The 20,076-nt window shown below is 58.5% G+C and carries 19 protein-coding genes; 5 read left to right on the forward strand and 14 right to left on the reverse strand.

Annotated elements, in window-relative coordinates:
- Window positions 1–94: 94 nt before the first annotated feature.
- The 6 genes from adhP to BFG58_RS02795 form a co-directional block, all read right to left on the reverse strand.
- Window positions 95–1,105, reverse strand: a complete 1,011-nt coding sequence (gene adhP / locus BFG58_RS02770; protein WP_008501719.1) for an alcohol dehydrogenase AdhP — start codon at window positions 1,103–1,105, stop codon at window positions 95–97.
- Window positions 1,106–1,301: 196 nt separating this feature from the next.
- Complete coding sequence (locus BFG58_RS02775; protein WP_069719178.1) at window positions 1,302–3,014, reverse strand: ABC-F family ATP-binding cassette domain-containing protein; 1,713 nt, start codon at window positions 3,012–3,014, stop codon at window positions 1,302–1,304.
- 382 nt (window positions 3,015–3,396) lie between these two features.
- Window positions 3,397–5,094 (reverse strand): NAD-dependent malic enzyme, encoded by a 1,698-nt coding sequence (locus BFG58_RS02780; protein ID WP_032674848.1) that lies wholly within the window; start codon window positions 5,092–5,094, stop codon window positions 3,397–3,399.
- 176 nt (window positions 5,095–5,270) lie between these two features.
- Entirely contained in the window at window positions 5,271–5,408 is a 138-nt protein-coding gene (gene sra, locus BFG58_RS02785) for a stationary-phase-induced ribosome-associated protein (RefSeq protein ID WP_008501714.1), read from the reverse strand.
- A gap of 95 nt (window positions 5,409–5,503) precedes the next feature.
- Window positions 5,504–5,719: a biofilm-dependent modulation protein gene (bdm, locus tag BFG58_RS02790; RefSeq protein WP_013096534.1), complete on the reverse strand. Its 216-nt coding sequence runs from the start codon at window positions 5,717–5,719 to the stop codon at window positions 5,504–5,506.
- Window positions 5,720–5,954: 235 nt separating this feature from the next.
- Entirely contained in the window at window positions 5,955–6,806 is an 852-nt protein-coding gene (locus BFG58_RS02795) for a Vmh family MBL fold metallo-hydrolase (protein ID WP_069719179.1), read from the reverse strand.
- Between the two features lie 119 nt (window positions 6,807–6,925).
- Here BFG58_RS02795 and BFG58_RS02800 point away from each other — a divergent pair, with 119 nt between their 5' ends.
- Complete coding sequence (locus BFG58_RS02800) at window positions 6,926–7,807, forward strand: LysR family transcriptional regulator (protein WP_063621742.1); 882 nt, start codon at window positions 6,926–6,928, stop codon at window positions 7,805–7,807.
- A 75-nt stretch (window positions 7,808–7,882) separates the two neighbouring features.
- Window positions 7,883–8,311 (forward strand): OsmC family protein, encoded by a 429-nt coding sequence (locus BFG58_RS02805; protein WP_069719180.1) that lies wholly within the window; start codon window positions 7,883–7,885, stop codon window positions 8,309–8,311.
- Between the two features lie 23 nt (window positions 8,312–8,334).
- On the opposite strand, the gene BFG58_RS02810 is transcribed toward BFG58_RS02805, so the two are convergent.
- A complete protein-coding gene (locus tag BFG58_RS02810; protein ID WP_069719181.1) occupies window positions 8,335–9,240 on the reverse strand; it encodes a LysR family transcriptional regulator in 906 nt (301 codons plus the stop codon).
- A 115-nt stretch (window positions 9,241–9,355) separates the two neighbouring features.
- On the opposite strand from BFG58_RS02810, the gene BFG58_RS02815 reads away from it, so the two are divergent.
- Window positions 9,356–10,105 carry an SDR family NAD(P)-dependent oxidoreductase gene (locus BFG58_RS02815; RefSeq protein WP_008501706.1) on the forward strand — a complete coding sequence of 250 codons (750 nt, stop codon included), beginning with the start codon at window positions 9,356–9,358 and terminating at the stop codon, window positions 10,103–10,105.
- On the opposite strand, the gene BFG58_RS02820 is transcribed toward BFG58_RS02815, so the two are convergent.
- The 7 genes from BFG58_RS02820 to BFG58_RS02850 are packed head-to-tail and all read right to left on the reverse strand — an operon-like array spanning window position 10,102 to window position 16,935.
- On the reverse strand, window positions 10,102–11,031 hold the full coding sequence (locus BFG58_RS02820; protein WP_069719182.1) for an ABC transporter ATP-binding protein: 930 nt from the start codon (window positions 11,029–11,031) through the stop codon (window positions 10,102–10,104). The genes BFG58_RS02815 and BFG58_RS02820 overlap by 4 nt on opposite strands.
- The gene (locus BFG58_RS02825; protein ID WP_069719183.1) at window positions 11,024–12,010 is read right to left on the reverse strand and encodes an ABC transporter ATP-binding protein; all 987 of its coding nucleotides are present in this window, start codon (window positions 12,008–12,010) and stop codon (window positions 11,024–11,026) included. The genes BFG58_RS02820 and BFG58_RS02825 overlap by 8 nt, the downstream gene beginning before the upstream one ends.
- Window positions 12,010–12,903, reverse strand: a complete 894-nt coding sequence (ddpC, locus tag BFG58_RS02830) for a D,D-dipeptide ABC transporter permease (RefSeq protein WP_069719184.1) — start codon at window positions 12,901–12,903, stop codon at window positions 12,010–12,012. Before ddpC ends, BFG58_RS02825 begins: the two co-directional genes overlap by 1 nt.
- A complete protein-coding gene (locus BFG58_RS02835; RefSeq protein WP_023327529.1) occupies window positions 12,900–13,922 on the reverse strand; it encodes an ABC transporter permease in 1,023 nt (340 codons plus the stop codon). The genes ddpC and BFG58_RS02835 overlap by 4 nt, the downstream gene beginning before the upstream one ends.
- Before the next feature lie 22 nt (window positions 13,923–13,944).
- Entirely contained in the window at window positions 13,945–15,477 is a 1,533-nt protein-coding gene (locus BFG58_RS02840; protein ID WP_069719185.1) for an ABC transporter substrate-binding protein, read from the reverse strand.
- A 15-nt stretch (window positions 15,478–15,492) separates the two neighbouring features.
- Window positions 15,493–16,068, reverse strand: a complete 576-nt coding sequence (ddpX, locus tag BFG58_RS02845) for a D-alanyl-D-alanine dipeptidase (RefSeq protein ID WP_025911023.1) — start codon at window positions 16,066–16,068, stop codon at window positions 15,493–15,495.
- A gap of 12 nt (window positions 16,069–16,080) precedes the next feature.
- The gene (locus tag BFG58_RS02850; RefSeq protein ID WP_045410261.1) at window positions 16,081–16,935 is read right to left on the reverse strand and encodes a MurR/RpiR family transcriptional regulator; all 855 of its coding nucleotides are present in this window, start codon (window positions 16,933–16,935) and stop codon (window positions 16,081–16,083) included.
- 265 nt (window positions 16,936–17,200) lie between these two features.
- Between BFG58_RS02850 and BFG58_RS02855 the strand changes: the two genes are divergently transcribed.
- Both BFG58_RS02855 and BFG58_RS02860 read left to right on the forward strand, forming a co-directional pair.
- On the forward strand, window positions 17,201–18,682 hold the full coding sequence (locus tag BFG58_RS02855) for a carboxylesterase (RefSeq protein WP_069719186.1): 1,482 nt from the start codon (window positions 17,201–17,203) through the stop codon (window positions 18,680–18,682).
- 95 nt (window positions 18,683–18,777) lie between these two features.
- On the forward strand, window positions 18,778–19,989 hold the full coding sequence (locus BFG58_RS02860; protein WP_069719187.1) for a diguanylate phosphodiesterase: 1,212 nt from the start codon (window positions 18,778–18,780) through the stop codon (window positions 19,987–19,989).
- Window positions 19,990–20,076: the final 87 nt, after the last annotated feature.

Here is a 20,076-nt window from a genome sequence, read left to right on the forward strand (position 1 = left end):
AAAACAAGGGAACAAAGGAATTAAGATAAGGATTGCCGGAAAATGGCTATAAAAAAACCGCCCCTGTCAGGAGCGGTAATTGAACGGTGGGTGATTATGAACGCAGGTCAATCACCATACGGCCACGGATCTGGCCCTGTTCCATCTCTTTGAAGATGGCGTTGATGTCCTCGATCGGGCGCATCGTGACTTTCGGCACGACTTTACCTTCAGCGGCGAACTGGAACGCTTCCTGCAGATCCTGACGGGTGCCAACCAGCGAACCCACCACCTGAATGCCGTCCAGCACCAGGCGAGGAATGTCGAGGCTCATCGCTTCCGGCGGCAGGCCAACGGCGACCACACGGCCACCGGCACGCACGGCATCCACCGCCGAGTTGAAGGCGGCTTTTGCGACGGCAGTGACGACGGCGGCATGCGCGCCGCCGGTTTTTTCCTGCACAATTTTAGCGGCATCTTCGCTGCGGGAGTTGATGGTGAGATCCGCACCCATGCTGGCCGCCAGCTTCAGCTGTTCGTCGTTGACGTCAAGGGCGATGACTTTGGCGTTAAAGACGTTTTTGGCGTACTGCAGCGCGAGGTTACCCAACCCGCCGAGACCGTAAATCGCAATCCACTGGCCCGGTTTAATACCCGATACCTTCACTGCTTTGTAGGTGGTGACACCCGCGCAGGTAATGCTGCTGGCCGCCGCCGAATCCAGACCGTCCGGCACTTTTACCGCGTAATCCGCGGTGACGATGCACTCTTCTGCCATGCCGCCGTCGACGGAGTAACCGGCGTTTTTCACGTCACGGCACAGGGTTTCGTTGCCGGAATTACAGTATTCGCAGTGCCCGCAGCCTTCAAAGAACCAGGCCACGCTTGCGCGGTCGCCGACTTTCAGCGACTTCACGCCAGGGCCGACTTCTTTCACGATACCAATCCCTTCATGGCCCAGGATGACCCCGGTTTTATCGCCGAAATCACCGTTCTTCACGTGGAGGTCGGTATGGCATACGCCACAGCACTCCATCTTCAGCAGGGCTTCCCCATGCTTTAGCGGGCGTAAGGTTTTTTCGGTAACGTTGACCTGGTGATCCTGAGTGACAACAGCAGCCTTCATGTGTATCTCCTTGTTCATGATAAGAATCTGCATAGCAGGTGTAGTACCTCTTAAGGATTAATACATTAGCCTGGTAATGCAAGGCTGCAGCAACATAATGTCATCATTTGATTCGATTTCAGATTAAGAATACGGCGTTCCTCTAATAATTAAGGGGGAAAATTCTGGCCCGGCGAGGCGCTCGCCGGGCGCAGACTTACAGCTGGGCTTCTATCTCCTCTATCTCTTTACGCCATTGCGCCTGCAGCTGCGGCTTTTGATGCTTCGGCTTACGCGCCAGATCGTCTTCCAGCAGCGTCTCCAGCGCGATCAGGCGTTCAAGCAGATCGTCATACGGCGAGGGGCGATCCGCCGGCGCCGCGATGTCAGGCGTACTAGATGTGACCAGCCCCGCGCGTTCACGCAGCCGCTCAAACACCGCTTCTGCATCGTGCCACTCGCTCAGTTTTCCCTCTTCAATCAGCCAGAAACGGTTGCAGCTTTGGCTAATTAACTGACGGTCATGGCTGACCAGCAGGACGCCGCCTTCGAACTGCTGAAGGGTGTGCGCCAGCGCCTCTTTGCCTTCCATGTCCAGGTGGTTGGTAGGCTCATCCAGCATCAGCAGGCTATAGCGGGCAAGCGTCAGGCCAACGAACAGCAGGCGCGAACGTTCGCCTCCGCTGAGCGTGCTGACCGTTTGTCCGTGACGCGCCCACGGGAAACCGGCGCTTATCAGGGCCATTTTGCGGTTCTGCGGATCCGGAGCGAAAGGCTCCAGCGCGTCGAGCAGCGTGGCGTTGTCGGGCAGCTGATTCAGCGTCTGGTCGTAATAGCCCGGCGACACGCGCGGGTGCAGCTTCAACCCGTCGTGGGTCAGTTCATCGGTAAACTGTCGCCAGATAAGCTTCATCAGCGACGATTTACCGCAGCCGTTACGACCGACAATCGCCACGCGATCGCCGCTTTTTAACCGCGCAACGTCGACGCTGAACAACGCAGGCAGGCCCGGAGCAGGGGGCACGTCAAGGTTTTCCATCTCCAGTAAACGGTCGGCCCGCAGCGCGTCGCCGCGAAGGGTTAGCGTCCACGGGCTACCTGCCGTGAGTTCCGTCTGGCTCTCCCTGAGCCGTTCGACCTGCTTTTCCATCTGTTTGGCTTTTCGGGCCAGGTCTTCGTTGTCGTAAACCTTGCCCCAGGTCGCCAGCCGCTTCGCGCTGGCGGTCACGCGGTCGATCTCCTTTTGCTCCGCCTTGTGGCGCTGCGCATCGCTCTCATCTTTTGCTTCAAGCGCCTTGCGTGCTGCCGTACAGGGAAGGGCAAAGTAGTGCAGCGTTTTATCGCGCAGGATCCAGCTTCCGTTGGTGACGGCATCCAGCAGCTGTCTGTCATGCGAGACCAGCACAAAGCTGCCCGACCAGTTCTGTAGGAAGTGTTCCAGCCAGAGCATGGTCGGAAGGTCCAGGTGGTTGCTGGGTTCATCCAGCAGGAGCAGGTCCGGCTCGTGAATCAGCGCCCTCGCCAGCAGCAGGCGGGTGTGCTGTCCGCCGCTCAGCGTGGCGGATTGCAGCGCCATATCCTGCGGCGTGAAGCCCATGCTTGCCAGCAGCGTTTCGGCTTTCCAGCGCAGGCTATCGCGCTCAGCAAAAGGCAGCTGTGCGAGTACGGCATCCAGCATGGTCAGCGGAAAAATAGCGTCCGGGAGATGTTGCTCCACGCGCGCCATCAGGCAGTGCCCGGCCAGCGAGACCGTTCCGGCGGCGGGGGAATCCGTGCCGTCCAGCACCTTCAGCAGCGTACTTTTACCGCAGCCGTTGTCGCCCAGCAGGCCAATGCGGTCGCCTTTTTTCAGCGTAAAGGAGAGTGAGTCGAAGAGCGTGCCAAACGCCGTATCAACGCGTAAAGATTGTGCAGTGAGTAAAGTGCTCATTGTTGCTTACCCAAGAGTTACAGGCATGTTTATGCCTCGTCAAACATCGCTGACGATAACTCAGTAAGCCCGAGAGAAGGGATTTCAGGGGTTGGTGTCTTCGCTCAAGCAGAAGTTATCGCAGCACGATACCGATAACGCTTGAGCTGGTGCGATCACCAAATGTATGTGAAACATTGAAAATTTCACGATACAGCATAATTGGCCTCCTTATATATTCAGTGGGTTAATGGATGAAAGGAGTGTAGCGGGGGAAAAGGGGTTTGGCTAGTGGGTATTCGATGGTGCGGTTTGTTGCCCTCACCCTGACCCTCTCCCACAGGGAGAGGAAAAACAGCCAGCCCGTAGGCCCGGTAAGCGAAGCGCCACCGGGCGGAGCGAATTAAATCGACGTACGGCGATAGCTGCGGTATTCAGGCTTCCAGAAGTTGTCGTCGATGGCCTGCTGCAGCGCGTCGGCAGAAGTTTTCACCGCCACGCCCTGCTGCTGCGCCATTTTACCCACCGCAAACGCGATAGCGCGCGACACCTTGTGAATATCCTTCAGCTCAGGCAGAACCAGACCTTCGCCGTCGTTGACCAGCGGCGAATGGCCCGCCAGGGTCTCGCTCGCCGACATCAGCATTTCGTCGGTGATGCGGGACGCGCCGGAGGCGATAACGCCCAAACCAATGCCCGGGAAGATATAGGAGTTATTGCACTGAGCAATCGGATAGGTTTTATCCTTCCACACCACCGGATCGAACGGGCTACCGGTGGCAACCAGCGCGTTACCTTCGGTCCAGGCGATGATGTCCTGCGGCGTCGCCTCCACGCGGGACGTCGGGTTAGACAGCGGCATCACGATAGGGCGCTCGCAGTGCTTGTGCATCTCGCGAATAATCTCTTCAGTGAAGAGACCGGTTTGCCCGGAAACGCCGATCAGAATATCCGGCTTCACGTTGCGCACCACGTCCAGCAGGGAAAGGACTTCGTTGTCGGTATCCCAGTTTTTCAGGTTGTCGCGTTTCTGCACCAGCTTCGTCTGGAACGGAAGCAGGTTCGGCATGCCGTCGGTCAGCAGGCCGAAACGGTCCACCATAAAGACGCGGGAGCGGGCCAGCTCTTCGCTTAAGCCTTCGCGCTGCGTCTGGGCGATAATCTGCTCGGCAATACCGCAGCCTGCGGAGCCTGCGCCAAGGAAGACGATTTTCTGGTAGCTCAGCTGGCTTCCCGCTGCACGGCTGGCGGCGATAAGCGTACCCACCGTGACGGCTGCGGTGCCCTGGATATCGTCGTTAAAGGAGCAGATCTCATCGCGATAGCGGTTCAGAAGCGGCATCGCGTTTTTCTGCGCAAAGTCTTCAAACTGCAGCAGCACGTCCGGCCAGCGGTGCTTCACGGCCTGGATGAAGTCGTCGACAAACTGATAGTACTCGTCGTCGGTAATACGCGGATGACGCCAGCCCATATAGAGCGGATCGTTGAGCAGCTGCTGGTTGTTGGTGCCGACGTCCAGTACTACCGGCAGGGTATACGCCGGGCTGATGCCGCCGCAGGCGGTGTAGAGAGAGAGCTTACCGATTGGGATCCCCATCCCGCCAATCCCCTGGTCGCCGAGGCCGAGAATACGTTCGCCGTCGGTCACCACAATCACTTTGATATTGTGGTTAGGCACGTTCTGCAGAATATCGTCCATGTTGTGACGGTTCTGATAAGAGATGAATACCCCGCGGGAGCGACGGTAGATCTCGGAGAAACGCTCGCAGGCGGCACCCACCGTCGGGGTGTAGATCACCGGCATCATCTCTTCAAGATGGTTTTGTACCAGGCGATAGAAGAGGGTTTCGTTGGTGTCCTGAATGTTGCGCAGGTAGATGTGTTTGTCGATTTCAGTTTTGAAACCCTGGTACTGGATCCATGCGCGCTCTGCCTGTTCTTCAATGGTTTCAACCACTTCGGGCAGTAAACCCAGCAGGTTAAAGCTGCTGCGCTCTTCCATGCTGAAGGCGCTGCCTTTGTTGAGCAGGGGGAATTCGAGTAAAACCGGTCCGGCGTATGGGATGTATAAGGAACGATGTTTTTTCAGTTTGTTGTCCATGTCACTCACTCTTTTTATGAAGATCCGTCCCTGACACTGCTGTTTGTCATCTTTCTGGCCTGTGCGATGGGGTGCGGTCCGGCGGTATTATAAAGGAGCTAAATATTAATTACCGCAACACATAAACAAAAACACCATCGGGATTACCGATGGTGTTCTGGATCTCAGTCTGGAACTTACTTGCCGGCGTGGCGTTTTCTGCCGGTGGCGTGCGTGACTTGCGTTTCATGGTCGCCTTCAATCACCACTTTGCGCTGATTAGAAAGCTTGTAATTCAGTCCCAGAATATGGCGTGCCTGACGGTTCGATTTCATATTAACTCCTCAATCCTGTTGATAGTTTTAAGGACCAGTTTGCTTACGCAAACGAAATGTAACCCCTTAGGTTGCAGATCCAGCTTAGCAGGTTTTTACAAGGGTGCGTTTTGCCCGCTGACGACGTAGTTAATGGTCTGCTGGTAGATGTCACTGAGGATATCATTATCTGTGGATTCCACCCACTTGGTGAGTTCCATCAAAATGTCATCTTCAGTCACAGCACCGTGCTCGGCGTGAAGTCCCTGTGCAATCGCGTTAACGAGTTCAGGTTGTGCTGCTGCGGTATTTGCCGGGTAATAAGTAAACATGCTGCCTCCGTGTCGTTGTCTGTTTAATGGTACGGCTCGCAAAAAATTTAATTCATAAACAGAATGGCAAATATTTTCCCGGTTGTGGCTCAGATTCATCTTAGAAATAAAAATGACATAAGTGTATGCTTTTGTGTGCTTTTGAAATGTGGGGGGGGTAAATTAAAGTGGCGTTGAGGGGATATTATGACGGTGCTCCTGCTATCACGAAAATATAGCAGGAGCAGAGTTTACATTACCACTTCATTTCGCCGGTATTCACCTTAGCGCTTAATTCCAGCGAGCTCTCTTCAGCCAGGTTCGGATACTGTTTTTTCAGGGTGCTGATGACGCCTGCAGAATCTTTATGAACGGATAAGGCCTTTTCAAAGCGCTGGAGATAGTCACGGGTAAAATCAATCGCCCCCGTCCCGGCTGGCGGGGTACCCAGATAGTGACCCGGGATCACGCGATCGGGTTTGTGCGCCGCCATATTCACCAGCGTTTCCTGCCACTGCTTACGGCTTTCCGCTGTCTGGGTGTCTGCCGTCCAGACGTGAATTCCCCAGGCTACCCCGGTGCCGCCGAGGATGGTTTTCGCTGACGGGATCCACACATAGGCCGCGTAGCTGTCAGGCTGTTCGATATCGATCTTTTCTCCGTCCACCATAAACGTGGTGGAGGCGAGCACCTGCGGGACGACCAGCTCGGTTGGCGCGCCGTCTTTCATCTGCGGACCCCAGAAGGCGAGCTTGGCGTCTTTGGTAGCCTTGATGTGGTCAACCACATGCTGCGTGGCCACCACTTTGGCGTTCGGGAAGGCTTTGACCAGCGGCTGCAGGCCAAAATAGAAATCCGGATCGCCGGAGGTGATCACAATCTTGTTCAGGGTTTTACCGCTTTGACGAATTTTCTCTACCAGCGCTTCGCCATCCTTCACGCTGAACTGCGCGTCAAACAGCACCGCTTCTTTCGGGCCGGAAACCAGCGTGGAGGAGACCGCGAAAATGCCTTTCTCCTGAGGGTTATAGGTATCAATGCTCAACGGCGCGGCAAAAACAGCCGGAGTGAAAAGCGTGGAAAGCAGGGCAAGGTGAGTGAATTTCATACTGTTGTCTCTGTTGTCTCTGTTGTTCAGGAATGTCTCTATTGTACGGATAATCGCATTTGCCAGAATTCCTGAAACAGGACATGCTTAGTTTCATAAATCGAGCAGATGGAGTTGATATGGATCGCGTTATTGCCGCCCAGGTTTACAACCGGATATGCGAGCTGGGAAGTTTGAGCGCGGCGGCCCGCGCGCTGGGTATTTCCCGACCGATGGTGAGCCGCTACCTTGAACAGATGGAAAAGTGGGCGGGTACGCGTCTGGTAAACCGCTCCACGCGCAAGCTGACGCTGACTGCGGCAGGGGAAAAGGTGCTGCAAAAAACGCGGACGCTCTCGCAGATCTCGCAGGAAATTGAAGGCCAGTCAGAGAAAGATCTCCCGTCAGGTACCCTGCGGGTGGCCTGCGCGCACTTTACCGCGATGCACCTGATTGCGCCGGTGCTGCCCGGTCTGCTCTCGCGCTACCCGCAGCTGCGCATCGAACTGGATGTGAACAACCATCCGGTCAGCCTGGTGGGAGAACGCATTGATGTCGCCGTGCGCATTACCGACAACCCCGAACCCGGCATGATTGCCCGCAGGCTGGGGGAGTGTCGCTCGGTGCTCTGCGCTTCGCCGGAGTATCTGGCGCAGCACGGCATGCCCGTCAGCCCTGAAGAGTTAGCCCAGCATAACTGCCTGCACTACAGCTTTTTTGCCGGGCAGTCCTGGCACTTCCTGACGCCGGAAGGCGAAAGCCTGAGCGTGGCCGTCAGCGGCAACCTGAGCGCCAGCATCTCTTCGCTGCTGATGGACGCGGCGGTTAAGCACTGCGGTATCGCCATGCTGCCGGAGCGTGAGGCGCGAACCGCGCTGGCGCAGGGAATACTGGTGCCGGTACTGGAGACGCTGGAGCCGAAACCGCTGGCCATCCATGGCATTTATCAGTCCCGTGAATACCAGCCTGCCGCGCTGCGGGTGTTCCTTGACGCGCTGGCGCACCATTTACTCAGTGACTAAGACTCGTCTGTCTTGCCCGCAGAATCCGGACAGCCTTCTATACTTAACCCTTTGTAAGCCAAAAGGAGAGCAAGAATGACTATTCATAAGCACGGTTCGGCACACTGGTCTGGCGACATTAAGCGCGGTAAAGGGACGGTTTCCACCGAGAGCGGCGTTCTCAATCAGCAGCCTTATGGTTTCAATACCCGCTTTGAGGGTGAAAAGGGGACCAACCCGGAAGAGCTGATCGGCGCGGCACATGCGGCCTGTTTTTCGATGGCGCTGTCGCTGATGCTTGGGGAAGCGGGCTATACCGCTGACTCTATTGATACCACCGCGGACGTCTCTCTGGATAAAACCGACGGCGGCTTTGCTATTACGAAGGTTGCCCTGAAAAGCAAGGTGACCGTTCCCGGCATCGCTCCTCAGCAGTTTGACGGTATTATTCAGAAAGCGAAAGCGGGCTGCCCGGTTTCGCAGCTCCTGAAAGCCGAGATTACCCTGGACTACACGCTAAATTAACTCCCTGCCGGGTTTGCGCCCGGCTATCCCTTCAGTGCGGCGGGAAACACCTCCGCCAGCCACGCAATAAACACCTTAAGACGGTGCGTCAGATGCCGGTTCTGAGGGTAAACCACATGAAACGGATAGGCGGCAGGGCGCCAGTCGCTCAGGATCGCAGTCAGCGTACCCGCCTGTAAATACGCATTTGCCGAATACTCAAACGTCTGAACGATCCCCAATCCCGCTGCGGCAGCCGCCAGATGGGCATTACTTTCGTTTACGCCGAGATAATGCGGAATATTGATTTCCAGCGTCTCGCCGTTCTCTCTGAAGCGAAACGGAAACGCCCGCCCGGTGACGGGCGAGAGGTAGCTAATGAGCTTGTGGCCGTTGCACAGCTCCTGCGGATAGGCCGGAACGCCATGGTTTTTCAGGTAACCCGGCGTCGCGCAGGTGACCATTTCGGCGTTGCCAATATGGCGGGCGATGAGGGTCGAGTCGTTCAGCGGGCCGCCGCGGATGACGCAGTCTACGTTACCGCTGATAAGATCCACCGGACGATCGGCTACCCCAAGGTCGATGCGGATTTCCGGATAACGCTGCATAAAATCCGGCAGCAGGGGAATAAGCACGTCCCGAGCGGTGGAGCCGCCCACGTCAACCCGCAAATGCCCTTTGGGCGTCGCGCGGGAAACGCGAAACGCGGTGTCGATATCTTCGATATCTATCAAGACTCTAAGCGCTTTTTCATAGTAATCCGCCCCTTCCGGCGTCGCGACCACCCGGCGAGTCGTCCGGTGCAGGAGACGTATTTCAAGATGCGCCTCAAGCGATTTCACCAGCTTGCTCAGGGTGGCAATGGGCATGTTCAGCGAGTCCGCCGCGCGGGTAAAGCTGCCGGTTTCCACCACCCGGGTAAACGCGCGCATCGCCATTAGCTGGTCCATTAGGCTCCTCTGATTATTTCTGTGTGTGAATAGTCATTTTCATTTTTGCCGGTTTTTCACTAATCCCGCAAGGGCTAAAGTTTGTCCAACGCAAACCCAACAAAAGGTAAATGACATGAACACGACTCTCTCAGGAAAAATCGCACTGGTCACCGGCGGCAGCACCGGCATCGGTCTTGCCACGGCGCAGGAGCTTGCTGCACAGGGCGCGAAGGTGTACATCACCGGACGACGTCAGGCCGAGCTGGACGCGGCGGTGGCTGAAATCGCTTCAACGGCAGTGGGCATTCGCGCTGACGTGTCAAAACTGGCGGACCTGGACGAGGTCTATGCCCGGATAGCCAAAGAAGAAGGCCGCCTCGATATTCTGTTCGCCAATGCGGGTGGCGGCGATATGCTGCCGCTGGGCGCGATAACCGAAGAGCAATTTGACCGGATTTTCGGCACCAACGTCCGCGGGGTGCTGTTTACGGTACAGAAGGCGCTGCCGCTGCTGTCCGCCGGATCCTCGATTATTCTGACCGGCTCGACGGTGTCCATTAAAGGGACGGCAAACTTTAGCGTCTACAGCGCCAGCAAGGCCGCCGTGCGCAACTTTGCCCGCTCCTGGGCGCTGGATTTGCAGGGCCGTGGGATCCGCGTCAACGTGGTAAGCCCGGGGCCGATCAAAACCCCTGGCCTCGGCGATCTGGTGCCGGAAGAACATCGTCAGGGGCTGTACGACGCGCTGGCCGCACAGGTGCCGCTCGGCCGTTTAGGCGCGCCGGGTGAGGTGGGTAAAGCGGTGGCGTTTCTGGCCTCCGACGCGGCCAGCTTTATTAACGCCACCGAGCTGTTCGTGGACGGTGGGATGGCGCAAATTTAACCCAGACTGCGCCAGCAGCGGACATCACGGCCCTCGCGAGAGGGCTGTAACGGCTGAGGACGTTCGCACCCCTGCGCGGCCATCGGGCATCGGTCACGGAAAAAACAGCCTTCGGGCAGATGACGGTTGCCGGGAAGCTCCGTTTTGCGTAAGGCCAGCGTCTCATCCAGCGGTTCACCGGTGCGGGGAACCGAATCAAGCAGCAGACGGGTGTAAGGATGGCGCGGCTCCCCAAGCACCTGAGCGGCGCTGCCCAGCTCCACAATCTGCCCAAGGTACATCACCGCCACGCGGTCGCTCATGTGTCTGACCACCGAGACGTTATGTGAGATCAACACGTAGGTCAGATTACGCTGCTGTTGCAGGGTCACCAGCAGGTTGAGGATCTGCGCCTGCACGGAAATATCCAGCGCGCTGGTGGGTTCATCGAGCACGATGATATCCGGATCGGACGAGAGCGCCCGGGCGATGGCAATGCGCTGGCGCTGCCCGCCGGAGAAGGCGTGCGGAAGCCGGTCGAGATACTCCGGGCGAATGCCCACCTGTAGCGCCAGGTTTTCAGCCAGTTGACGGCATTCGCGCTCGCTGCTGCGCTTTTGTACCCACACCGGCTCGGTGATAATGCGCCAGACCGGCAGGCGCGGGTCGAGCGAAGAGAGCGGATCCTGAAACACCATCTGCATGCCTCCCGCATGGTGCGCCCGCTGGCAGGCACCCGTGCTGGGCTTAAGCATGCCCATCAGCAGCTGGGCCAGCGTGCTTTTCCCGCAGCCGGACTCCCCGACAATGCCAAGCGTCTCTCCCCGACGGATCTCAAGGTCGAGCCCGTTGAGCGCGTGGACCTGTTCCGTCACGCGGCCCAGCCAGTTTTTACGTGCCGCAAAATTGACGTGCACGCTATCCAGTTCCAGCAGTACATCAGACATGGGCTTTCTCCCGTTGTGGATACCAGCAGGCAGCCTGTTGGCCTTCTGCGCCATGGGGCTGTAAGCGCGGCGTTTCGCTGCATTTCGTCCCGGCGGCAAAGCAGCGCTCGCGGAACGCACATCCCTGCGGAAGCTGGCTGAGGTTGGGGACCGTGCCGGGGATGGCGGGAAGCGGGGCGCGCGGTTGGCCGTTTTCCGGCGCGCACTGCAGCAGGCCAATGGAATAGGGATGTACAGGCTGGTGGATCAGCATTTGCGTGGCACCGCTCTCGATCACGCTGCCCGCATACATCACGTACACTCTGTCGCAGAGCTGGGACACCACGGCCATATCGTGGCTGATAAACAGCACCGAGGTGCCGCTGGCCCGTGCCTTGTGCTTCAGCAGGCGCAGCACCTGCAGCTGGACGGTGACGTCCAGCGCGGTGGTCGGTTCGTCGGCGATAATCAGCTCCGGCTCGCAGGAGAAGGCAAGGGCGATCATCACCCGCTGGCGCATCCCGCCGGACAGCTCAAACGGATAGCGCGCCATGACCGCTTTCGCATCCGGGATTTGCATCTCTTCCAGCAGGGTAATCGCCTTCTGCTGCGCCTCATGCCGGGAAAGCGGCTGATGCTGGCGGATCACCTCGACCATCTGTTTGCCAATCCGCCGCGTCGGGTTGAGGGCGGTCATGGGCTCCTGAAAAATCATCGCGACCTTTGCGCCGCGCCACTGGCGAAGCTGTTTCTCGGACGCCGTCAGGACGTTTTCGCCCAGTAATTTCACCTGGCCATGATGAATGCGGTAGCTGCCTTCCGGCAGCAGCCGCATGGCGAGCATGGCGGTCACCGATTTACCTGAACCGGATTCGCCCACCACGCCGACAATTTCACCCCTGCCGATCTCCAGCGAGACGTGGTTCAGCGCGTGAACCTCGCCGCGAAAAATGGGGAAGCTCAGATGCAGGTCTTCAATCTTGAGTACCGGATCGGTCATCACTGTTTACCTCCCGATTTCGGATCCAGCAGATCGCGGATACCGTCGCCAAACAGGTTAAAGCCCACGGCGGTTATCAAAATCGCCGCACCGGGAAAAGCGCAGTACCACCACTGGTCCAGAACGTAGTTACGGCCGACGGCCACCATCGCGCCCCATTCGGCGGTCGGCTGCTGCGCCCCCAGGCCAATAAAACCCAGCGTGGCGGCCATCAGGATGGCGCTGCCGATGTCCAGCGACGCCTGCACAATCAGCGGCGGCAGGGCGTTGCGCAGGATGTGCCAGCGGATCAAATGCCAGCGGGAGGCGCCAAAGGTGCGGGCGGCCTGCACGTAGGTAAACTGGCGTACCACCAGGGTTTGGCCGCGTGCCAGGCGGACGTAAAACGGAATGCGGACAATCGCAATCGCCAGCATGGCGTTAAACAGGCTCGGCCCGAGCGCGGCGGCCAGCGCCATGGTCAGCACCAGGGAAGGTATCGAGAGCATAATGTCCATCACCCGCATGATGACGGCGTCGCCGCGCCCGCCCAGCACGCCGGACAGACAGCCCAGCAGCGAACCGATGCCGCCCGCGATCACCACCACCGCCAGTCCGGCGGTAATGGACTGCTGGCTGCCCGCCAGCACGCGGCTGAACAGATCGCGGCCCACCTCGTCGGTACCAAACCAGTGCTGCGCAGACGGCGCCTGCAGGCGCGCGGTCAGATCCAGCGCGTTCGGGTCGTGCGGCACGATCCACGGTGCGGCCAGCATAATGAAAAGCATCACCAGCATAATGACGCCGCCAACGATCGTGAGCGGGCTTTGACGCAGCATCCAGAACAGCTTTGCCCAGTTGATGCGTTGTCTGACGGGTTTAACCGGGACGGGCGTTTCCTGCGTTAACATCATTCGGCACCTCCGCGCCCAATTCGCGGGTCAATCCACAGGTAAAGCAGATCGACCACCAGATTAACCAGCACGTAGGCCAGCGAAACAACGACGGCAAAGCCCATCACGGCAGGGAAATCGAGCGCCTGAATGGACGTCACCACCCAGGCCCCCATGCCCGGCCAGGCAAAGACGGTTTCGGTCAGTACGGCGCCGTACAGCAGATCGCCCAGCGCCAGCCCGAGCACAGTAATCGATGGGATCATCGCATTCGGCAGGGCGTAGCGCAGGACGATATACCAGCCGGGCAGGCCGCTGGCGCGGGCCGTGCGAATATAGTCTTCGCTAAGCTGCTCCAGCATCGCGGAACGAACCTGACGCGCCACGATGCCCAGGTGAACAAACGCCAGCGTCAGCGAGGGCAAAATCAGGTGCTGCAGCGCATTGAAAAAGACCTCTCCGTTACCTTCCAGCAGGGCATCCAGCAGATAAAAGCCGGTGACGTGGGCAGGTGGGTCGAGCCAGTCGTCCAGCCTGCCGCCGCCCGGCAGGATCTGCAGATGGCCGTAGAACAGGACAATGACGCCCAGCCCAAGCCAGAAGGCTGGGGTGGAGATCCCGGTCATCGCCATTAAACGCACCAGGTGATCCAGCCAGCGGTTGCGGTATACCGCCGACAAAATCCCCAGTGGCACGCCGATGACCAGCGCCAGCAGGAGGGAACAGAAGGCCAGCTCCAGCGTAGCGGGGAAAAAAGCCTTCAGGTCTTCCGCAACCGGACGGCCGGTCCGGATGGAGGTGCCTAAATCACCGTGGGCCAGGGCGTCCACGTAACGGCCAAACTGAACGTACAGCGGCTGATCCAGCCCCAACTGCTGGCGAATGTTCTGCACGATATCGTCGCTGGCGCGGTCGCCGGCCAGCAGACGGGCCGGATCGCCGGGGATCAGATGCGAAATAATAAAAGTGATAATACAGACACCGGCCACCACCAGGAGTAACCCCCAGCAGCGCTGGCGCACGATGCTCCAGAACGTCATACACTTTCCCCCGGCGAAACGGTTACTTGCTCATGGTGGCGATGTTGAAGACCTGCTCGAGCATTGGATTAAAGGTGAAGCCTTTGACCTCTTTGTTCATCGCTAGCTGGTAGTTCTTCTGGAACAGATAAACGTAGGCCGCTTCGTCGATGACTACCTTTTGCGCCTGCTGGTAATCTTTGGTGCGTTCCGCCTGGTCGGTGGTTTTCAGCGCGGCCTGCAGCAGGGAATCGACCTCTTTGTTCTCATAGAACGAGCGGTTGCCCGGCAGCCCTTTTTTGTCCGATTCGAACCAGTAGTTCATGAACATGTACGGGTCGGCAAAGTCCGGACTCCAGTTGCCGATGGCAATGTCGTAATCGCCTTTGCCGACGCGGTCGCGCATGGTGGCATTGGCCAGTTTTTCCAGCTTGACGTTAATGCCGATCTTGCCAAGGCTGGCCTGCGTTGAGAGCGCGATAGGCTCCCAGTTCGGATCGTTGTCAGAGTAGAGGAAGGTCAGGCTGGCGGGCTTGTCTTTAACCTTCTCCAGGGCCGCTTTGGCTTTGGCCTCGTCGAGGCTGTACTGCATGGCCGTGGCGTCAAATCCCCACATGCCTTCCGGGATCGGGCCGCGCATCTGCTTGCCGTTGCCGCTCAGAATGCCTTTCACCATCCCCTGATAGTCCGTCGCCCAGGAGACCGCGCGGCGTAAATCGACCTGATTGAGCGGCGCTTTGCTGTTGTTGAGGTAGAGATAGGTCACGCGCAGGGACGGGTATTCGGCGACGGCGACTTTCCCTTCCTGCTTCAGGGCCGCCAGCTGATCGACCGGCAGGGAGTCGGCAATGTCCAGGTCACCGCGGGAAAGCTGCAGACGGCGCGACGCGCTCTCACCGATAATTTTTACCGAGACGCGCTTGAAGTGCGGCTTGTCGCCCGACCAGTGCGGGTTTGGCACCAGCACTAGCTGCTGGCCTTTCTGCCAGCTCTTCAGCATAAACGGCCCGGACCCGGCGGTGTTTTGCGCCAGATAGCCGCGCGCGTCGTCCGCGGCATTGGCCTTCAGCACCGTCGGGTTAATGATGGAGGCGCCGTCGTTCGCCAGGGTGTAGAGGAAAGGCGCGAACGGCTGGCTGAGGGTGAATTTCACCGAATGGTCATCAACGGCATCAATTTTCAGATCTTTTGGAAAGGCTTCAGACGGCCCCTGGCTGAGCTTCAGCAGGCGTTCAAAGGAGAGTTTGACCGCCTCGGCGGTGACTGGCGTGCCGTCGGAGAATTTGGCGTTATCCGCCAGGGTGAAGGTCCACTCTTTCTGGTCGTCGGAGGCTTTCCAGCCCGTCGACAGATCGCCTTCCACCTCGGTAGAGCCTGGCTTGTACTTGACCAGACGCTGGTAGGACGGATAGGTGACGGTCCAGTCGTTGTTATCAATAGTGATGGCCGGATCGAGCGTTTGCGGGTCGGCGGCTTTCCCGATGACCAGCATGTCTTTCGGGACGGCAGCCAGCGCCTGCGGTGCACTCAGGGCCAGCGTGGCGGCAATGACGGTCGAGAGAAGCGATGTTTTCATGGCAGTGCTCCAGGTTTAAAGAGGGGTGTGCGTCAGGGGAAAACAGGCAAAACGGTCATCAAGCAGCGGGTAGCTGGCGGCGTTCGGCAGTTCGAAGTGCCACCATTCGCTGCCGATCCCGACAAAACCGCCGCCGAACATGATGGCGTTCAACAGCAGACGGTTGCGCTGGGCGTGGGGCGGCACGGAAGGGTGATACGGATGCGAGCGGTCATGCATTTCGTCAAAACCGGCGCCCATATCCAGCACGGCGTTATGCTCGTCCATCAGGGTGACGTCGATGGCCGTGCCGCGACTGTGGTTGGAGCCAATCGCCACGTCGACAACATATTCCGGGTTCGGGCAGGCCTCCCACAGCTGGGCCTGCGCCTGCTGCGGGCGATAGGCGTCGTAGACCACCAGCTTCAGTCCGGCCAGCGTGGCAATGCTGATGGCTTTTGCCAGCGCGGTGGCCGCGTCGGTATGCAGCAGGCACAGCGCCTCCTGGTAAATCGGGCGGCCGGTAATATTGTCGGCGGTGGCGTACTTCAGATCGATATGCAGCGTGGGGAACGTCTTCGCCACATCAATCAGTTCACTCTCTACGGGCATAGCTCCGCTCCTTTAGCGTTCGAATTGACCAAACTCTTGTTGTAATTGTCGGTTTACTGCCAGGCGCGCCGGAAGCGCATCACCCAGCGCTTCCACCACACCCGACAGCAGCAGGTTGAACAGACAGCTCACGGGGGCAAGTGAATCCCAGAAATGACCGGTATCGGTTTTCACCTGCAGTAAATCAATCGGATAGTCCCGCGCCCACGGGCACCAGATATCGGTGATTAAGGCCAGCGGAATGCCTTTCTCGCTCGCGACGCGGCAGTACTGTCGGGCCATTGTGGAGTAGGTACGCGTATCGGTCAGCACGACATAAGGGTGCGCAAACCCGGAGTTCAGGGATTCTACCCAGCTGCCGGATGCCCCTTCGGAGTAGCTCACCCGCGGGCGGAGGTATTCAAGGTGGCTGAAGAAGGCGTTGGCGATCCCGCGCGTGGACTGGATCCCCAGCACAAAGACCGCGTCCGCGTGGGCCAGATGGTGCACCACCTGACGAAAAGCGTCCGTTTGCGCCAGCTGATACACCTGCGTAATGGCGTCCACTTCCAGCGACAGGGCGTGCTGAAGGCGGTTGGGCAGGGGGCGCTGCTGCTGCCAGGAGTCGAGGCGCTCGTTCATGCCCCAGGGCTGGTAAGGATCGCGCAGGCTCTTTTTGGCATCCTCCAGGTTGCGATACCCCAGCTTGCGCAGAAAGCGTCCGACGGTGATCCCGCTGGTCCCGCTCGCCAGCCCGACGCTCTCCGCCGTTTCAAACGGGATTTGCGCGGCGTGCGCCAGCAGCCAGCTTCCGACCCGCTTCTCGCTGGGGGTCAGCTGGCTAAAGGTCGCTTCGATACGGCTCAACATCTCAGGTTTCGTCGTCATACCGCCTCGCTGTTAACAGGCTGTCAATAGCCGAAATTGTGTTACCTGGTTAACAATGCATGACGCGTGCCATGTTCACAGGCGGGCGAAAACCCGCTGCGCAGTAAACATCATGCAATATTTGGTTAACCAATGATCAACATTTGTGCAGCGTAGTTCACTTTTGGTGCACTGGCTGACCGGACAGGTATGAATTTGGTGAATACGTCAGCCTGTTCACATTTTTGATAAGATAGAAGCACTGAGAACATAAAAGGGATCCCTCATGGCGAATTTGCCCTGGCGAGTCAGCGTGCGCCTGATCGCGCTTGCAAAGAAAACAGGAATGGTCGTGGGGATCGTCCTGGTCGTCCTGCTGGCGGTGCGGGTGTATCTCTCGCAGCAGGGGCCGGAACTGCACCTGTGGCACACCTGGCGGGCAGATGAGATGTCCGTTCGCGAGCTGGATAACGCCGATTTCGCCGGGTACCTCGCCCGGGAAAAGGCGATTTTCACCGATCTGGATAACGCGGTGACGGCGAAAACAGCGGGCGAGGAACAAACCCCGTTAAACCGCTATTACCGCCAGAGCCTGGTGTGGCCCGGTCAGTTTGCCCCCGATGCCAACCGCTCCTTTGTGCTGATGCCAGCCGGCAAGCCCCGCGGCGCGGTGGTGCTGCTGCACGGGCTGACGGATTCGCCATACAGCGTCAGGCGCCTTGCCGTGAACTATCAGCAGCACGGCTTTGTGGCCGTGGTCCCGCGTCTTCCCGGACACGGCACCGCGCCCGGCGCGCTGACGGATGTTGACTGGGAAATGTGGCTGGCGGCCACGCGCCTTGCCGTACGGGAAGCCACGCGCCTGGCGGGTGAGGCTGTGCCTCTGCATCTGGTGGGCTACTCCAACGGCGGGGCGCTGGCGATGAAATATGCCCTCGATGCGCTGGACGCGCCAGCACTGCGTAAACCACAGCAGGTGATCCTGCTCTCACCGATGATTGGCGTGACGGCCTTTGCGCGGTTTGCCGGTTTCGCCGGGCTACCGGCGCTGCTGCCGCCGTTTGCCAAAGCGGCCTGGCTGAATATCTCCCCGGAATATAATCCGTATAAATACAATTCGTTCCCGGTGAACGCCGCCCGCCAGTCGTGGCTGCTGACGAAGGCCCTGCAGGAGCAGATTGGCCGCGCGGCGCGGGAAAACAGGCTGGCGAATTTGCCGCCGGTGCTGGCGTTCCAGTCGGTCATGGACTCCACGGTCAGTACCCGCGCGGTGGTCAGTGGCCTGTTTGACCAGCTTCCGGCAAACGGCAGCGAACTGGTGATGTTCGATATCAACCAGGCGGCGAGCTTCCGTCCGCTCTTCAAACCGTCGTCCTGGACGGCCACCACGGCGCTGCTACCGGTCGCGCAGAGACGTTACAGTGTCACTATTATCACCAATGCCAGCGAGCACAGTTTCTCGACGGTGGCGAAAATAATCCCGGCAGGCAGAACGCAGGAGACGGTGGTGCCGCTTGCCCAGTCCTGGCCGCAGGATGTCTATTCCCTGTCGCACGTTGCGGTGCCGTTCCCGCCGGATGACGATCTCTATGGTCGCGAACCTGGGGTGAAAAACCGCTACGGTATCAGCCTGGGGACGATTGCGCTCTGGGGAGAAACGTCCGTATTGAGCGTCGGAAAAGAGGCGCTGATGCGGGTCACCTCGAACCCGTTTTACGACTTTATGCAGGAGAGGATTAACAGCCGGATCGGGGACGAGAAAAAGTAACGTTCCCCTGTAGCGTGAATATGTTAGGTCGCATTGATTAAGTATGTTAAATAGTAGCTTCAAGGCACCTCTCTTTCTCATTGGAACCCCTTTTTGTGCTGACGACTCTGATCTACCGAAGCCAGTTGAATTTATCCCGCCCGTCCACCGAACTGCGGGAGCTGGTGGAGCGCGCCAGGGGCCGCAACACAAAACTGGCTATTACCGGCGTCCTCCTGGCTAATGGGAATGAGGTTCTGCAGATCCTCGAAGGGTCGGAAGAGAGTGTGGTCAAACTTTTCCATACCATCCGTGAGGACAAGCGGCACAGTGGGGTGGTAGAACTGCTGCGGGACTATGGTCCGCGCAGACGCTTCGAAAACGTCGGCATGCTGCTGTTTGATCTGCAAACGCAGTCGCCGAAAGAGGTGCTGCAGTCGGTGCTGCGCTACAGCAAGCTGGACAGCTATCTGACCTCCGACGATCGGGTGTTCAAATTTATTCAGACCTTTATAACCGGTAAACGTCCGGTCCCGTCGGGGGCACGCTACACCGCGGGCAACTGGACGCTCTCGACCGAAACGCTACCCTTTGGCGCACACCTGGGCCTGATTGCCGGGCAAACCTGCCAGTTTGCGCTGCAGCCTATTGTCGAGCCCTCGGAAGGGAAGATCAGCTCCCTTGAGGCGCTTATCCGCAGCAACGACGGCGGCAGCCCGGAGCATTTCTTCAGCAGTGTCGATCCGGACAACATTTACGAAGTCGATCTCCAGACAAAAGCCTATGCCTTTGCGCTGGCGGAAAAGCTGGGCATTGGCAGCCATAAAATCGCGGTAAACCTGCTGCCCATGTCGCTGGTGAATGTCCCTGGCGCAGTGGAATTTCTGGTCGATCAGATTAAAAAACATGGCCTTCAGCCGGAGCAGGTAGTCATTGAAGTCACTGAAAACGAGATGATCTCCGGGTTCAACCAGTTTAACAGTGCCATCAAGCAGCTTCGCGGTGAGGGGATTGGCCTGGCGATCGATGATTTTGGCTCGGGCTATGCCGGACTTTCGCTGCTGACCCGGTTCCAGCCGGATAAAATTAAAATCGACCGGGAAATTGTCAGCAATATCCACCTGAGCGGCCCGAAACAGGCGATTGTGCGCTCCATCATCAGCTGCTGCTCCGATCTTGAAATCACCCTGGTGGCGGAAGGCATCGAGAAAATAGAGGAGTGGTGCTGGCTCGAATCGGCCGGGATCCGACGCTTTCAGGGATTCCTGTTTGCCCGGCCGCAGCTGAATGGCGTCGGCGATATCCACTGGCCGCATCTGGTGCGTTAAGTCAAATTTCCCTCCCGTTATTTCCCCTTTGCCCGGCCTGTGCTTAAATAGCTAAAACGGTTTAACATAGTTTAGCTGCGAGGATCA

The organism is Enterobacter sp. ku-bf2 (assembly GCF_001742765.1).
Classification (GTDB): domain Bacteria; phylum Pseudomonadota; class Gammaproteobacteria; order Enterobacterales; family Enterobacteriaceae; genus Enterobacter; species Enterobacter quasiroggenkampii.

Coding starts and splice junctions, on each gene's coding strand:
- adhP (WP_008501719.1), bottom strand. CDS start 1,105: ATGAAGGCTGCTGTTGTCACTCAGGATCACCAGGTCAACGTTACCGAA.
- BFG58_RS02775 (WP_069719178.1), bottom strand. CDS start 3,014: ATGAGCACTTTACTCACTGCACAATCTTTACGCGTTGATACGGCGTTT.
- BFG58_RS02780 (WP_032674848.1), bottom strand. CDS start 5,094: ATGGACAACAAACTGAAAAAACATCGTTCCTTATACATCCCATACGCC.
- sra (WP_008501714.1), bottom strand. CDS start 5,408: ATGAAATCGAACCGTCAGGCACGCCATATTCTGGGACTGAATTACAAG.
- bdm (WP_013096534.1), bottom strand. CDS start 5,719: ATGTTTACTTATTACCCGGCAAATACCGCAGCAGCACAACCTGAACTC.
- BFG58_RS02795 (WP_069719179.1), bottom strand. CDS start 6,806: ATGAAATTCACTCACCTTGCCCTGCTTTCCACGCTTTTCACTCCGGCT.
- BFG58_RS02800 (WP_063621742.1), top strand. CDS start 6,926: ATGGATCGCGTTATTGCCGCCCAGGTTTACAACCGGATATGCGAGCTG.
- BFG58_RS02805 (WP_069719180.1), top strand. CDS start 7,883: ATGACTATTCATAAGCACGGTTCGGCACACTGGTCTGGCGACATTAAG.
- BFG58_RS02810 (WP_069719181.1), bottom strand. CDS start 9,240: ATGGACCAGCTAATGGCGATGCGCGCGTTTACCCGGGTGGTGGAAACC.
- BFG58_RS02815 (WP_008501706.1), top strand. CDS start 9,356: ATGAACACGACTCTCTCAGGAAAAATCGCACTGGTCACCGGCGGCAGC.
- BFG58_RS02820 (WP_069719182.1), bottom strand. CDS start 11,031: ATGTCTGATGTACTGCTGGAACTGGATAGCGTGCACGTCAATTTTGCG.
- BFG58_RS02825 (WP_069719183.1), bottom strand. CDS start 12,010: ATGACCGATCCGGTACTCAAGATTGAAGACCTGCATCTGAGCTTCCCC.
- ddpC (WP_069719184.1), bottom strand. CDS start 12,903: ATGATGTTAACGCAGGAAACGCCCGTCCCGGTTAAACCCGTCAGACAA.
- BFG58_RS02835 (WP_023327529.1), bottom strand. CDS start 13,922: ATGACGTTCTGGAGCATCGTGCGCCAGCGCTGCTGGGGGTTACTCCTG.
- BFG58_RS02840 (WP_069719185.1), bottom strand. CDS start 15,477: ATGAAAACATCGCTTCTCTCGACCGTCATTGCCGCCACGCTGGCCCTG.
- ddpX (WP_025911023.1), bottom strand. CDS start 16,068: ATGCCCGTAGAGAGTGAACTGATTGATGTGGCGAAGACGTTCCCCACG.
- BFG58_RS02850 (WP_045410261.1), bottom strand. CDS start 16,935: ATGACGACGAAACCTGAGATGTTGAGCCGTATCGAAGCGACCTTTAGC.
- BFG58_RS02855 (WP_069719186.1), top strand. CDS start 17,201: ATGGCGAATTTGCCCTGGCGAGTCAGCGTGCGCCTGATCGCGCTTGCA.